11 protein-coding genes are annotated in these 13624 nt (G+C 72.4%); 5 read left to right on the top strand and 6 right to left on the bottom strand.

The features are described 5' to 3' along the window. Positions 1-28: 28 nt before the first annotated feature. The 3 genes from F603_RS0118050 to F603_RS0118040 are packed head-to-tail and all read right to left on the bottom strand — an operon-like array spanning position 29 to position 3668. Positions 29-1123 (bottom strand): ferredoxin--NADP reductase, encoded by a 1095-nt coding sequence (locus F603_RS0118050; protein WP_019547384.1) that lies wholly within the window; start codon positions 1121-1123, stop codon positions 29-31. Beyond that, entirely contained in the window at positions 1120-2775 is a 1656-nt protein-coding gene (locus tag F603_RS0118045; RefSeq protein ID WP_019547383.1) for an FAD-binding protein, read from the bottom strand. The genes F603_RS0118050 and F603_RS0118045 overlap by 4 nt, the downstream gene beginning before the upstream one ends. 11 nt (positions 2776-2786) lie before the next feature. Further along, entirely contained in the window at positions 2787-3668 is an 882-nt protein-coding gene (locus tag F603_RS0118040; protein ID WP_019547382.1) for an alpha/beta fold hydrolase, read from the bottom strand. 322 nt (positions 3669-3990) lie between these two features. Here F603_RS0118040 and F603_RS0118035 point away from each other — a divergent pair, with 322 nt between their 5' ends. Then, entirely contained in the window at positions 3991-4593 is a 603-nt protein-coding gene (locus F603_RS0118035; protein WP_019547381.1) for a flavin reductase family protein, read from the top strand. 1015 nt (positions 4594-5608) lie between these two features. Here the strand turns inward: F603_RS0118035 and F603_RS0118025 are convergent. After that, the gene (locus F603_RS0118025) at positions 5609-6505 is read right to left on the bottom strand and encodes an IclR family transcriptional regulator (RefSeq protein WP_019547379.1); all 897 of its coding nucleotides are present in this window, start codon (positions 6503-6505) and stop codon (positions 5609-5611) included. A 384-nt stretch (positions 6506-6889) separates the two neighbouring features. Here F603_RS0118025 and F603_RS0118020 point away from each other — a divergent pair, with 384 nt between their 5' ends. From F603_RS0118020 to zwf, 4 genes are all read left to right on the top strand, one after another. Continuing rightward, positions 6890-7099, top strand: a complete 210-nt coding sequence (locus tag F603_RS0118020; protein ID WP_019547378.1) for a DUF2180 family protein — start codon at positions 6890-6892, stop codon at positions 7097-7099. 74 nt (positions 7100-7173) lie between these two features. Continuing rightward, the gene (locus tag F603_RS0118015; RefSeq protein WP_019547377.1) at positions 7174-7617 is read left to right on the top strand and encodes a Fur family transcriptional regulator; all 444 of its coding nucleotides are present in this window, start codon (positions 7174-7176) and stop codon (positions 7615-7617) included. Positions 7618-7741: 124 nt separating this feature from the next. Then, positions 7742-8536 (top strand): SAM-dependent methyltransferase, encoded by a 795-nt coding sequence (locus F603_RS0118010; RefSeq protein ID WP_019547376.1) that lies wholly within the window; start codon positions 7742-7744, stop codon positions 8534-8536. A 98-nt stretch (positions 8537-8634) separates the two neighbouring features. Further along, positions 8635-10062 carry a glucose-6-phosphate dehydrogenase gene (gene zwf / locus F603_RS0118005; RefSeq protein ID WP_019547375.1) on the top strand — a complete coding sequence of 476 codons (1428 nt, stop codon included), beginning with the start codon at positions 8635-8637 and terminating at the stop codon, positions 10060-10062. Positions 10063-10680: 618 nt separating this feature from the next. Here the strand turns inward: zwf and F603_RS0117995 are convergent. Together F603_RS0117995 and F603_RS0117990 are read right to left on the bottom strand one after the other, a co-directional pair. Then, on the bottom strand, positions 10681-12327 hold the full coding sequence (locus F603_RS0117995) for an FAD-dependent oxidoreductase (RefSeq protein ID WP_019547373.1): 1647 nt from the start codon (positions 12325-12327) through the stop codon (positions 10681-10683). Positions 12328-12432: 105 nt separating this feature from the next. Continuing rightward, complete coding sequence (locus F603_RS0117990; RefSeq protein WP_019547372.1) at positions 12433-13347, bottom strand: AurF N-oxygenase family protein; 915 nt, start codon at positions 13345-13347, stop codon at positions 12433-12435. Between the last annotated feature and the right edge of the window lie 277 nt (positions 13348-13624).

The following is a 13624-nucleotide window of genomic DNA, read 5'->3' as shown; positions in this document are numbered from 1 at the left end:
CGTGGGTCGTGGATCGGCCTGGCGATGCCTACTCGTCGTAGGTGACGGCGACTTCAGGGGTGCGCGCGGTGGACTGGCAGCCGAGGACGTAGCCCTCCTCCAGGTCCTCGCGCTCCAGCACCTCGTTGTGTGCCATCTCCACCTCGCCCTCCAGCACGCGGCAGGCGCATGCGCTGCACGCGCCCTCGCGGCAGGAGAACGGGGCGTCGAGCCCGGCGGCGAGGAGCACGTCGAGGAGGCGGGCGCCCGCCGGCCAGCGGACGGTGCGGGTCTCGCCGTCGAGGGTGACGTGCACCGTCGCAGCGTCCTGCCCGTCGTCCGACTCGTCCGGGTCGGGGGGCTCGGGCGCGGCGAACGGGTCGCCCGTCAGCGAGGTGTAGCGCTCGACGTGGACGCGCTCGGGCGGCACCCGCAGGCTCCGCAGCGCCGCGCCCACCGTCTCCATGAAGGGTTCGGGACCGCACACGAACGCCCGACGCGCGGCGAACTCCCCGGCGAGCGCCCGCAGTACGGGCTCCGACGGCAGCCCCTGGAGCGACTCCAGCAGGTGGACGACGTGCAACCGGTCCGGGTGGTCCCGCGCCAGCTCCCGCAGCTCGTCGCCGAAGATCACCGACCGCTCGTCCCTGTTGGCGTAGACGAGCGCCACCCGCCCCGTGCCCGCGCGGAGCGCGGACTTGAGGATCGACATCACCGGCGTGACGCCGCTGCCCGCCGCGAAGAGGACGAGGTCCTCGTCGAGCGAGGGCGGTGTGAAAGTGCCGCCGGGGCGCAGGACGTCGAGGCGGGTGCCGGGGCTCACCTCGTCGCAGATCCAGTTGGAGCCGAGGCCCCCCGCCGTGCGCTTGACCGTCACCTTCAGCGGCTCCCCGGTGTCGGGGGAGCTCGCCAGCGAGTAGCAGCGCGCCGTCCAGCCGCCGTCCGGCGTCGGGACGCGGAGCGTGAGGAACTGGCCGGGACGGTAGGCGAAGCGGTGCACGTCGGCGGGCTCCGGCTGCAGGACGAGCGAGCAGGCGTCCTCGGTCTCGGCCACCACCTCGGCGACCGTGACGCGCAACGCGTGGGCGGGCGGCGGCTGTTCGCCGGGCTGCGAAGGGGCGCGCGTCGTCACGGCGGAGGTCACGCCTCCTCCCGTGCTGCCGCGTGCCGCGCCGCGAGGTGCCCGAAGACCATGGCCGGGCCGATCGTCGCGCCGGCGCCCGCGTACTCGTGGCCCATCACCGACGCCGAGGTGTTCCCCGTCGCGTACAGGCCCGGGACGTGGGTGCCGTCGGGGCGCAGCACCCTGCTGTGCTCGTCGCAGACGAGCCCGCCCTTGGTGCCGAGGTCGCCCGCCTCGATGCGGACCGCGTAGTACGGGGGCTTCGTCAGCTCGTCGAGGTTCGGGTTGGGCAGCGTCGGGTCGCCGTAGTAGCGGTCGTAGGCGCTGTCGCCGCGGCCGAAGTCCTCGTCGCGGCCCGTGCGGGCGAAGCCGTTGAACCGGCGGACCGTCTCCGCGAGCGCCGCCGCGGGAACGCCGATCGACCCGGCGAGCGCGGTGAGCGTCTCGGCACGGTGGACCGTGCCCGCTTCGTAGTACGCCTTGGGGAAGGGCGCACCCGGGAGCACCTGCGCGAAGGGGTAGCGCGCGCGTGCCTTGGCGTCCATCACGAACCAGGCCGGCACATGGCCGCCCTCGAGCTGGTCGTGGACGAAGTTGACGTACGGCGCCGACTCGTTGGTGAACCGCCGCCCCTCCGCCGAGACGATCACCGAGGGCGGGATGCACCGCTCCGAGACGAGCGGCACGATCGCCCCCGAAGGGTGCCGGACCGACGGCATCCACCAGGCGTCGTCCATGAACTCCAGGGCCGCGCCCGCCTCCTGGCCCGCGAGGATGCCGTCGCCCGTGTTCTCGGCCGCGCCCGCGCTGACGTCGTCCCGGCCGCCGTCCGGGAGGTACTTCTCGCGGAGCTCGCGGTTGTGGTCGAAGCCGCCGGTCGCGAGGAGGACCCCGCGGCGGGCGCGGACGCGCAGCCCCGCAGCGACGACGGCGCCGCGCACCGAGCCGTCCTCGTCGCGCACGAGTTGACGCAGCGGGGACTCCAGACGAAGCGGTATCCCCGCCTCCCCGAGGGCCATCCGCAGCCGCGCGGCGAGCGCGCGGCCGCCCGTCGCCATGTGGCGGCGGCGCACCACGTTCGACGAGACCCGCCAGGCGGCAGTGAGCGAGGCGCGGCGCCCGCGCCAGGTGCGCTTGACCATCGCGAGGTCGTGGTAGTCCTTCGAGGTCACCCAGAGGCCGAGGGGGCCCTTCATGCCGTTGGGCTTCTGTGCGCCCTCTTCCGCGCCCAACTTGCGGGTGTCGAACGGCAGGGGCTCGACCGTCCGGCCGAGTGCCCGGCCGCCCTCCTCCTCGGGGTGGTAGTCGGCGTACCCCTTGACCCAGAAGAACCGCAGGTGCCGGCTGCTGCTCTCCAGCAGCTCCATGAGTGCGGGACCGTGCTCGACGTACGCGGTCAAGCGCGCGTCGGGGACGTCGCCCGCGGTGATGGCGCGCAGGTAGCGCACGACCGAGTCCGGGTCGTCGGAGGCTCGCTTGCGGCGCAGGGTCGGGTTGTTGGGTATCCAGATGCCGCCGCCGGAGAGCGCCGTCGAGCCTCCGAAAGTGGCTGCCTTCTCCACGACGAGCACCTTCAGACCCGCCCGCGCCGCCGAGAGCGCGGCGGCCATCCCACCGGCGCCGCTGCCGACGACGAGGAAGTCGACGGTCTCGTCCCACGCCGTGCCGTCCACCGCCGCCACCGTCAACGACCGCCTTCGACCGGGCGGTTGAGGAAGGAGAGCACGGCGCTCTCGAACGCCTCCTTCTGCTCGATCATCACCCAGTGCCCGCAGTCGGGGAAGACGTGGAGCTCCCCCCTGGGCAGCGTCCGCATCGGCAGCACCGCCATGTCGACGGGGCTGACGCGGTCGTCGCGCCCCCAGGTGACGAGCGTCGGCGCCTGCACCTTGTGCAGTTGCGCCCAGAGCGGTGTCGCGTCGGCCTTCGCGGCGGCCGCCGCCTGCGCGGCGAACGCCGCCCTGCCGTACATCCGCCGCGCGCTCGCCAGCGTCGCCGGTTCGGTCGCCTGCTCCCAGCGCTCCTCGACCAACTCCTCGGTGACCAGCGCCGGGTCGTAGACCATGGAGTGGAGCCAGGCGACGAGCTTCTCCCTCGTCGGGTCCTCCGTGAACTCCATGAGCAGGTTGATCCCCTCCGCGGGCGCGGGCCCGAAGAGGCTCCTGCCGACGCCGCCGATCGTCACCAGGCGCTCCACCCGCTCGGGGTGCGCGACGGCGAGCTGGGTGGCGACGATGCCGCCCATCGAGTTTCCGATCACCCGCACCCGGTCGAGCCCGAGCCCGTCGAGGAAGCGCACGGCCGCGTCCTGGGCGAGCGCCATCGGGTGGCCGCCTTCCACCGGGTCGCTCACGCCGAACCCGGGGAACTCCAGGACGAGGCAGCGGAAGTGCTCGGCGAGGACGGGCAGGTTGCCGCGGAAGTTCCGCCAGCCGGTGACGCCGGGGCCCGACCCGTGCAGCAGGAGCAGCGGCGGGCCTTCCCCTGCCTCGTGGTAACGGAGCACGCCGCGGTCGGTCTTGAGCTCGCGGAGGGTCGACTTGTGGCTCAGCTCTTTCGTCATCATCCGCCTCGTTCGGGGGAGTTCGGGAACTCGGGGAGGGTGGTGGTCGCCGGTGGTGCGTTGCGCCGGTGCGACACGGCGGGCGGGACCAAGGCTGCGTTCGCCTTCCGTCCCGTATCGATTTCGCGACGCTAACCGGGGTGTACGGGACGCCCGTCGGCTCGTCCCGTTCAGCGGGACCGCACCGCTCGGCGTGCTCCCGAACGTCCTCTCACCGGCCGGTTCCACTCACCGGGACCGCGGTGCTGCGCTGCTCGACGGCGCCCCTACCGTCGGGGCCGCGCCGCCCGCGACCGCGAGCGGCCGGGATCGGAGGTGTACCCGTATGTCGACGGAGGCGGTCACGCCGGAGTCCCCCGCAGACGCGCACGCCGAGCGTGCACGGCCCGCGTGCGGCGCCGCCGTCCCCTCTCCCGCCGAACTCCGTGCGGTACTGGGCCGATTCGCCTCCGGCGTCACCGTCGTGACGGGCGCCGACGCGGCGGGCCCCGTCGGCTTCGCCTGCCAGTCCTTCGCCTCGGTCTCCCTCGACCCTCCGCTCGTGCTCTTCTGCGCCGACCACGGCGGCCGGGCCTGGCCCCGCATCCGCACTTCGGGCACGTTCACCGTCAACGTCCTCGCCGAGGACCAGACGGAGCTGTGCACCCGCTTCGGCTCCCGCCACGGCCGCAAGTTCGAAGCCCTGGAGTGGGACCCCTCCCCCCACGGCACCCCTTCACTCCGCGGCGTCCTCGCACGCATCCACGCCACCGTGCAGACGGTCCACACCGCCGGCGACCACGACATCGCCATCGGCCTCGTCCACACCCTCGAACCGTGCCGCGAGGGGCGGCCGATGGTGTTCTACCGGGGGCGGTTCGGGGTCGAGGGGACGCCGGACACCGCGTCGGGAAGCGCGGGGTGGGGGCTGGGGTGGGATGCGCTGTGAGGGGTCGGTACGGGCGGGCCGGTCCGGCGGGGACTCGTGCCCACCGACGGCCTGAACGCTCGCCGGAGGTTCTGGCGGCCTCCTTGCTCAGCCGAGCGGTGGGCTTCTGCGGGCTGTCCCAGTCCTCGCCGTTTCAGTGAACGGCCTCCTGAGCCGCGAGAGCGGCAACTCTTCCGCGGCTTGGGAACGTTGCCCGGCACGTGATCCGGCCGGTTCCCGGATGCACGACTCCGCGCCCTCGTCACCCGACATCCACTTGTCACGTGTCCAAGCGGTACTCGTCCTCGTGCAGAGCATGGCTCTGCTCCTCATGAACAACGTGCTTGGCGCGCTCGCTGACGTCGCAGGCCCTACCGTCGTCGTTGCCGCCTGCGCCGTCATGCTGATCGGTGTCGGGCTCGCGGGTCTGACCTCCGGTCCGCTGCGAAACGACCGAACGGGACTCGGGCGAGGCTGATCGCGACCGTCCCCGGAAGCTGCTACCGCAACGCTCCCGAACGCCGGCCGCATCGGACGCCGCCGCCTGAGCAATCGGCGGGATGAGTCCCGGCGTCGAGACTGCGCACAACTTCGGGTGTACCAAAACAGGTTGATGCAGGCGTTGGCGCAGGACGACCCACGGAGTGTCGGACCGTTCCGCATCCTGCGGGTGCTCGGCGCGGGCGGGATGGGGCGGGTCTGCCTGGGCCGAGCCCCGGCGGGCGGACGGCGGCGGTGAAGGCCCCGCATCGCGAACTGGCCGACGACGGGCGCTTGCGGAAGCGCTCACCCGCGAAGTGGCCGCGGCACAGCGGGTGGGCGGCCCGTTCGTCGCTGAGTGGTCGACGTCCCTCCGACGTCGATGTGCCGTGGGAGGCGACCGAGTACGTTCCGGCCTCTCGCTGAGCAGGCGTCGACCTCGACGGAACGTGGCCGCACCGGCCCTCCCCGCACGGCGCCTCGCTGCTCGGCGTTCCCGTTCGCCGGTCGGACACTGAGCGCAGACGCGGCTCACCGCCGGCGGGTTGGTCCCTCCTCAGATCCACCCGTCCGCACGGCTCTCCGAGACGAGGCGCAGCATGGTCTCCCTCGACCAAGTCGGTTGTGTGGTCGCGCAGTTGCGGCGCGGGGCGCGAGTGGCGCCCGTCTCGGGGAAGAGCGCCCTGGAGATCTCGCGTGCCGAGTCGACGACGAGCGGGGCCACGCGCTCCAGCGGCGCGGTGCGCACCTCGCCGCAGAGGGAGAGCGCCGCGACGGGGCCTTCGGGGCCACGGAGCGCCGCGGCCACGCAGCCCGCGCCGAGGGCCGCCTCGCCGCGCTCGAAGGCGAGGCCGTGGCGGCCGCGTATACGGGTCAACTCCTGGCGGAGCGTGCCCATGTCACCGATGGTGCGGTCGGTGGCCCGCGGGAGCCGGACGGGGAGGAGTGCGTCGACCTGCTCCGGCTGGAGCCACGCGAGGATCGCCTTGCCGACACCGGTGGCGTGAGCGGGCGCGCGGCCGCCCACGCGCGACGGCAGCCCCCGCGCGAAGCGTCCGCCGACCTTGTCGAGGTAGAGCACCTCCGGCCCTTCGAGGACCGCCAGGTGCACCACCAGGTGTGTGCGCAGGTGGAGTTCGTGGAGGAGGGGGGCCGCCGCGGCGCGGATCTCGCCGTGCAGGACGTCCTGTCCGCCCGGGCCGAGGAGACGGGGGCCGAGGCCGTAGCCGTAGGCGGAGTGGTCGAGCCAGTTGCAGCGGACGAGTTGGTCGAGGATGCGGTGCGCGGTGGACCGCGGCAGCCCGGTGCGGGAGGCCACCTCCTCCAGGGTCAGTCTCGCGGGGCGGGTTCCGAAGGCGTCCATGATCAGTGTCATCCGCTCGACCATGGAGAGCGGCGGTCCGCACGGGGCGGCCTCTGCGGTTTCGGTACGGGCAGCATCGATGGCGGCCATCGCGACCTCCGGTTCATCTCCAGCTCGGCGGCTCATCCAAAACTGAAATGAATTCTCGTCAGAACGTAGCAGCCGCTTGGTTGGCGAGGAAGAGGCGCGGCCAAGCCGATCAGCGGGCTCGCTACGGAAGCACACCCCGACTTGCCGAACCCGCCCTCACCGGCGGGGAGTTGGCGCCACACGCGCCCATCGACAGCGGCGGAATCCACCCCCGGCGGACGCGGCCGCCGGGCACTCGGCGCCCCCGCGGCGCCGACCCCGCAGTCGAGTAAGTTTGACCGAGTCAAAACTACTCGCTAATCTTCCGGGCATACCCCTCGAAAGATCGACACGTGCGCGCCGACCCCGTCCCGCGCCGCGCACACCCGCGCCCAGGAGAACGACATGAAGTGCTACGACTGCGCGGCCCACGAGGCCGACACCCCCTCGGTCGCGATCTGCACCCGCTGCGGCGTCGGCGCCTGCCCCGCACACACGCACCTCACCACCGAGCCGATCCGCCGCAACACCGGAGTCGGCGCACGCACCGGCAGCACCCTCGCGCGTCGCGCACTGTGCCTCTCCTGCCACGCGGCGGAATCACCCGCCGGCTGACCCACCAGCGCCGCGACCGGCACGGCTCGCACCCGCCATCCCACCGGTACGCTCGGCGAGCGGACCCGAAGGGCGTGATCACCATGGAAACGGCAGCCGACACCGCGACCGACCTGCTGCGGAGCCGCGGCCTGCGCAGCACAGCGCAGCGCCGCGCCGTCCTCTCCGCACTCGGCGAAGCGCCCCACGCGACCGCCCCCGACCTGGAGTCGCTCCTCGGCCCCGGCACCGCACACGGCCTCTCACGCCAGGGCCTCTACAACGTCCTCGACGACCTGGCCCGCTCCGGCCTCGTCCGCTGCATCGAGCCCGCCGGCTCGCCCGCCAGGTACGAACTCCGCGTCGGCGACAACCACCACCACCTCGTCTGCCGCACCTGCGGCCGCGTCCAGGACGTCGACTGCGCCGTCGGCGCCGCTCCCTGCCTCACCCCGCCGGAGACCCACGGGTTCGCCCTCGCCGAGGCGGAGGTCACGTGGTGGGGCACGTGCGGCAGTTGCCAGGAGGCCGACGCCTGAGCACGCCGTGCGGCAGCCGGGCGGGGCGCCGGCTCCCGAGATCGCCAACGTCCCCCGCTTCAGGGATACTTGGCCCCCGCCGTGCACACACGCGGCCCGCCTCCCCGACACGCCTGGAGCCCCGATGACCACCGGAAGCCGCGACCTCGACACCGGCAGACCCCACTCTGCCCGGATGTACGACTACTACCTCGGCGGCAAGGACTGGTTCGAGGCCGACCGCCAGGCGGCCGAGTACGTCGTCGAACACCACCCCTCGGTGCGCACCATGGCGCGCGCCAACCGCGCCTTCATGCACCGCGCGACGCGCACCCTCGCCCGCGAGCACGGCGTGCGCGACTTCCTCGACCTGGGGACCGGCATCCCCACCGAGCCGAACCTCCATCAGGTCGCGCAGGCCGAGGAGCCGACGGCGAGGGTCGTGTACGTCGACAACGACCCCTTGGTCGTCGAGTACACCGACGTCCTGATGCGCGGCACCGACGAGGGACGCACCGCCTACCTGGAGGCGGACGTCCGCACTGACGAGATCCTCGAACATCCGCGGGTGCGCGCCACGTTGGAGTGGGGCGGCCCCGTCGCGCTTTCGCTCGTCGCGCTCCTCCACTTCGTTCCGGACGGCGCGTACGACCTCGTGCGGCGCCTGCTGGAGCCGCTCCCCTCCGGGAGCTTCCTCGTCCTCTCGCACAGCACGCGCGAATTCCTCACCGAGGAGGAGACGCGCATCGGGGAGGAGTTCTACCGCGGCAAGGGCACCGACGTGCGCCTGCGCTCCCGGGCCGAGATCGCCGCCTTCTTCGACGGGCTGGACCTCCTCGCCCCGGGCGTCGTCGCCGCGCACCGCTGGCGTCCCGATGCCGAACCGGCCCACGACGACGCGGAGGTGGGCCTCTTCGCAGGCGTCGCCCGCAAACCCTGAGACGGGACGCGGCACAGGGCACGCCGGCACAAACGGGCACAAGGGGCGATTAGGGCAGAATCTCCACCGCATCGCCGACGCAACGAGAGTGAGAGCCCGTGAGCACGCCAGCCCCCGCCCCGACCGTCCCGCTCCTCTTCGTCATCTTCGGCGCCACGGGAGACCTGGCGGCGAGGAAACTCTTCCCCGCGCTCTACCGGCTCTTCGCCACGGGGATGCTCCCGGGCGCCTTCCGGATCATCGGCACGGGGCGCCACTCCCCCGGCTCGGACGACGACTTCAGGGGACAACTGCGGGACGCGGTCAGGGAGCACTCCGAAGGCGGGCTCGACGGTGCGGCGTGGGAGCGCTTCGCTGAACACGTCGGCTTCGTCGCCTCCTCCGCCGAGGACGGCACCGCGCTCGCGGAGACCGCCGGGCGCCTACGCGCCGAACTCGGCGAGGACGCCCGCACGCTCCTCTACCTCTCCGTACCGCCCGGCGCTGCGGAGCCGATGATCGGCATGCTCGGCGAGACCGGCCTCGCCGACGGCGCCGCGATGATCCTGGAGAAGCCGTTCGGTTGGGACCTCGCGTCGTCGCGCTCGCTCGACGCGGCGGTCGAGCGGATCGTCCCCGAGGAGCGCGTCTTCCGCATCGACCACTTCCTCGGCAAGGAGGCGGTGCAGAACCTCCTCGTGATGAGGTTCGCCAACGGCCTCTTCGAACCCGTCTGGAACCGCGACCACATCGCGTACGTGCAGATCGACGTCCCCGAGGAGATCGGCATCGAGGGGAGGTCCTCCTTCGTGGAGTCGACGGGCACCTTCCGCGACATGGTCCCCACCCACCTCTGCCAGATCCTCGGCTTCGTCGCACTGGAACCGCCGGTGCGGATCGCGGCGCCCGAGCTCCGGGCCGAGAAGCTGAAGGTGTACCGCTCCATGCGGCAGCTCGCACCCGACGACGTCGTTCTCGGGCAGTACGAGGGCTACCGCGAGGAGGAGGGCGTCGCCGACGACTCCGAGGTGGAGACCTTCGCCGCCCTCCGGGTGTGGATCGACAACTGGCGGTGGCAGGGCGTCCCCTTCTTCCTGCGGACGGGCAAGCGCCTCGCGGCCACCCGCCGCACGGTCACGGTCGGCTTCAAGAAGCCCCCGCTCTCCCTCTTCGGCAACGCGGCCGGTCAGACCGTCCGGCCCGACGAGGCCGCCTTCGAGCTCACCGACGCGCCCTGCGTCACCCTCCGGCTCCGTGCAAAGGAGCCGGGACCCCAACTGAGCGTCGGCGACGCGGCGTTGCGCCTCACCCTCGACGACGGACCGGCCGGAACCCCGCTGGAGGCCTACGAGAAACTCCTCCTCGACGCGATCAACGGCGATCAGACGCTCTTCACCGACGCGCCCGAGATCGAACGCATCTGGGCGACCGTCGACCCCTTCCTCGCCGACCGACCCCAGCCGCTCCCGTACGCGCCGGGGTCGTGGGGTCCTGCCCCGGCGCTGGAGCTGCCGGGGAGGCGGGGCTGGGCCGTGCAGGACGGGTGAGGCGGAGGCTACTCCGGCGCGGGTTTCGGCCAAGCGGCACGACGTCCCCGGCCCTGCTCGACCGGCCCCTTGCGCTGACCGCCCACCTGACGTGTAAGAGCTGTCGGAGCGCGGTCGTGGTGCGCGCCCGTGCTCATCCGGTACCTCCCGCATCAGCCGCGTCACGGGCGCGGTTCGCCGCATACCGTCGCAGCGGAGCCGTACCGAGTGCACCCCCGGAATGCCTCGTGCTCCCCATCCCGCGCCGTCACCGCCCCGTTCCTCGCGCACCACGGCTCCGCACTCCCAACCCCGGCCGCAGCGCAACCGGCAGGCGTCCGCGCGGAGGCACCGTACGGTGACGAGCCGCGCGTCGGCCAGGTGGTCCACGACGTGCTGTGCGAGCGCGTCGGCGTCGTCATGGGACACGCGGGTTCTCAGGCGCAAGTGCACCCGCTCGCCGGGGCCGCGAAGGGGACGCCGTCCCGGAGCAGCTCCGCGCCCTGACGACGCCGGAGATACTCGGCGCGCGGCTTACGGAGGTCAACCGCCGCAGCCGTGGCGGCCGTCGAGGCGTGACCCGGCAGCGGCCCACGGCGATCGGCACGGACGACGAGGCCCCGCGGGAAACCGCGAGGGCTACTTCGCCCCCCTCCACCGCCCACCCCGCGCCGCCGCCACGAGCTCAGGCACCGTAGCCAGCTTCACCCGCGGCCGCCCGTCGCGGAGGCCGCGGGCGGCCTCGGTGCGTTCGATCGCGGCGAGGCCGCGGGCGTCGACGATCCTGCGGTTGCGGGATCTGGCGAGGCGCTGGAACGCCCTGGCGGAGGCGGAGGGTTCGGGGAGCGAGCCGGCCACCGCGTCGGCGAGGAGGGTGCTCACGGTCTCCTCCGCGCAGGTGCGGTTGGCGCCGATGCCGCCGGAGGGGCCGCGCTTGATCCAGCCGACGACGTAGGTGCCGGGACGTCCTGTGACGCGGCCCGCCTCGTGCGGGACGGTACCGGTCGTCTCGTCGAACGGCAGCCCGTCGAGCGGGAGTCCGCGGTAGCCGATGGAGCGGAGCAGCATGCCCGCGGAGATCTCCTGCTCGCCCGCGGCACCGGAGGTGCACACCGAGGAGACGCTGCGTCCCCCGAGCACCTCGCGGGGCTCGCTGTGGAAGCGGAAGACGATGCGTCGGCCGGGCCGGGGGTCGCTCTCCCACGCGACGGGCGCGCGGGGGACGCCCTGGAGGACGGCCGCCTTCTCCTTCGCGCCGGCCCCGTCGATCGCTGCGGCGATCCGCTCGTCGTGGTCGTCGACGAGGAGGTCGACGCCTGGCAGGTGCTTGAGGGCGAGCAACTCCGTTTTGGTGCAGGCCGCGTGCTCAGGGCCGCGACGGGCGAGCAGCACGACCTCGCGGACGTTGGCCGCGCGCAGCGCTTCCAGCGCATGGTCGGCTATGTCGGTGCGGGCGAGCGCCTCCGGGTCGGCGAGGAGGATGCGGGCGGCGTCGAGTGCGACGTTGCCGTTGCCGACGACCACGACGCGCTCTGCCGAGAGGTCCACCGCGTCGGGCGGGACGTCGGGGTGCGCGTTGTACCAGGCGACGAATCTCGTGGCGGAGATGCTGCCGGGCAACTCCTCGCCCGCGATGCCGAGTTGGCGGTCGGCGGAGGCGCCGACCGCGTAGACCACCGCGTCGTGGTGGGCGGCGAGCTCCTCCGCCGTGACGTCCGTGCCGATCGAGAGGCCGAGGTGCATCCGCACCCTGGGGTGGTCGTGGAAGCGTGCGAAGGTCTCGGCCGCCTTCTTGGTGTCGGGGTGGTCGGGCGCGACGCCGTACCGCATGAGGCCGCCCGCCACCGGGAGCCGGTCGACGAGGGTCACCTCGGAGTTGGTGTGGAGCAGCAGGTCCTGTGCCGCGTACATCCCGGCCGGACCCGTGCCGACGACGGCGACCCGCAGCGGGCCGAAGTCGGAGGGCAGGCTCCGCGGGAACGAAGGGGCGTTCCACGTATGGAAGTTGGGCCCCTCGGGGGCGGGCGCGGGGTTCTCCTCGTAGTACTCGGCGTTGAGCGCCGCGTACTCGCGCAGGCCCGCGGAGAGGCTCTCCACCGGGAAGATCGCGTCGACGGGGCAGGCGTCCGCACAGGCGCCGCAGTCGATGCAGGTCTTCGGGTCGATGTGGAGCATCTCCGTGCTGCCGAACTGCCGCTCCTCCGGCGTCGGATGGATGCAGTTGACGGGGCAGACCGACACGCAGGTCGCGTCGTTGCAGCAGGTCTGGGTGATGGCGTAGCTCATGTGGTCAGCTCTGTTCGGCTAGGGGGTGTCGTCGAATCCGCGTCGTCGCACCGCAGGCGGGGATTGACGACACCCCCTAGGCCCTGCGCGGTCGGTACTGGTCGCTCAGATGAGGTTGGCGCGCTTGTAGAACGCGAGGGCGGGCCTGGTGAGCAGCCGCGAGGAGGAGAGGAACTCCATCAGGCCCGAACAGCTCGAGCGCACCATCGACTTGTAGTGCTGGTTCGCCTTCGCCTCGCGCAGCGCCCGCTTCACGTCGAGCCCCGCGTTGGCGTAGACGTCCTTGTTGACCATGCTGGTGACGATGAAGTACGAGGCGACGGCGACGACGAACGCCTGGAGGTGCCGGCGCGTCGGCCCGGCCTTCCGGAGCCGCCGGCGCGTCTGCTCCCGCGCGAACTTCATGTGCCGGGACTCCTCGACCACGTGGATGTTGTTGATCGTCCGCACGAACGGGACGACCCGCTCGTCGCGCATCCAGTCGCGCTGCATGACGTCGAGGACCTCTTCGGCGACGAGGATCGCCGCGTAGGCGGCCTCACCGAAGGCGATCGTCTTGAAGGCGCGGCCGAGTTCGAGGACGGCGCGCGGCGGCTTGTACGGCGGGGCGCCGAGCTTCGCCGCACCGCGCGCGAACATGATGGAGTGGCGGCACTCGTCGGCGATCTCGGTGAGGGCGAACTGGAAGTCGCTGCTCGTCGGGTCCTTGGCGTAGATGTCGCGCAGCAGCATCTGCTGGAGGATCATCTCGAACCAGATGCCGGTCGAGGCGACGGAGGCGGCCTCCTGCCGCGTCAGCTCCTTGCGCTGCTCCTCGGTCATCTCCTTCCAGTAGCGCGTGCCGTAGAGGGAGCTCCACTCGGGGCTCGCGCCGTGGAAGTCCTTGTCGAGCGGGGTCTCCCAGTCGACCTCGGTGGCCGGGTCGTAGGCGAGCGTCGCCGCGGAGTCGAGCAGCTTCTGCGAGACGTCGTCCTCGACGGCCTCGTGGTGCGACGTCGTCGTCACGGTGGTGTTGGCCATGGTGCGGCTCCTCGGTCCAACTGAGGGATTTTCCCTGCCTGTTGCTGCTGTCTGCGAGCACTGGTGCTTACGGGCGCGGCGGGCGGCCGCCCTGTGGCCGCCCGCTGAGGTCGGAGGCCGCTGCCCTCCTTGTTAGACGGACCGTATAACAAGCCGATGCGCGGGGCCTACCCCTCAGTACGGAATTTCCGCGCACACCTTCCCGGCCGACCGCGCGCACCCGTCGGACGACAACTCCGGCCAGGAACACCCGAGTTGGAAACGGGCAGGTCCCACT

It is taken from the genome of Streptomyces sulphureus DSM 40104 (assembly GCF_000381025.1).
In the GTDB taxonomy this organism is placed as follows: domain Bacteria; phylum Actinomycetota; class Actinomycetes; order Streptomycetales; family Streptomycetaceae; genus Streptomyces; species Streptomyces sulphureus.
Note: the sequence above shows the minus strand (reverse complement) of the source record. Positions and strands in the feature narration are given on the sequence as shown.

Excerpts from the sequence above, each read along its gene's own strand:
- F603_RS0118040 (WP_019547382.1), bottom strand. The coding sequence starts at position 3,668 with ATGATGACGAAAGAGCTGAGCCACAAGTCGACCCTCCGCGAGCTCAAG.
- F603_RS0118035 (WP_019547381.1), top strand. The coding sequence starts at position 3,991 with ATGTCGACGGAGGCGGTCACGCCGGAGTCCCCCGCAGACGCGCACGCC.
- F603_RS0118025 (WP_019547379.1), bottom strand. The coding sequence starts at position 6,505 with ATGGCCGCCATCGATGCTGCCCGTACCGAAACCGCAGAGGCCGCCCCG.
- F603_RS0118020 (WP_019547378.1), top strand. The coding sequence starts at position 6,890 with ATGAAGTGCTACGACTGCGCGGCCCACGAGGCCGACACCCCCTCGGTC.
- F603_RS0118010 (WP_019547376.1), top strand. The coding sequence starts at position 7,742 with ATGACCACCGGAAGCCGCGACCTCGACACCGGCAGACCCCACTCTGCC.
- F603_RS0117995 (WP_019547373.1), bottom strand. The coding sequence starts at position 12,327 with ATGAGCTACGCCATCACCCAGACCTGCTGCAACGACGCGACCTGCGTG.
- F603_RS0117990 (WP_019547372.1), bottom strand. The coding sequence starts at position 13,347 with ATGGCCAACACCACCGTGACGACGACGTCGCACCACGAGGCCGTCGAG.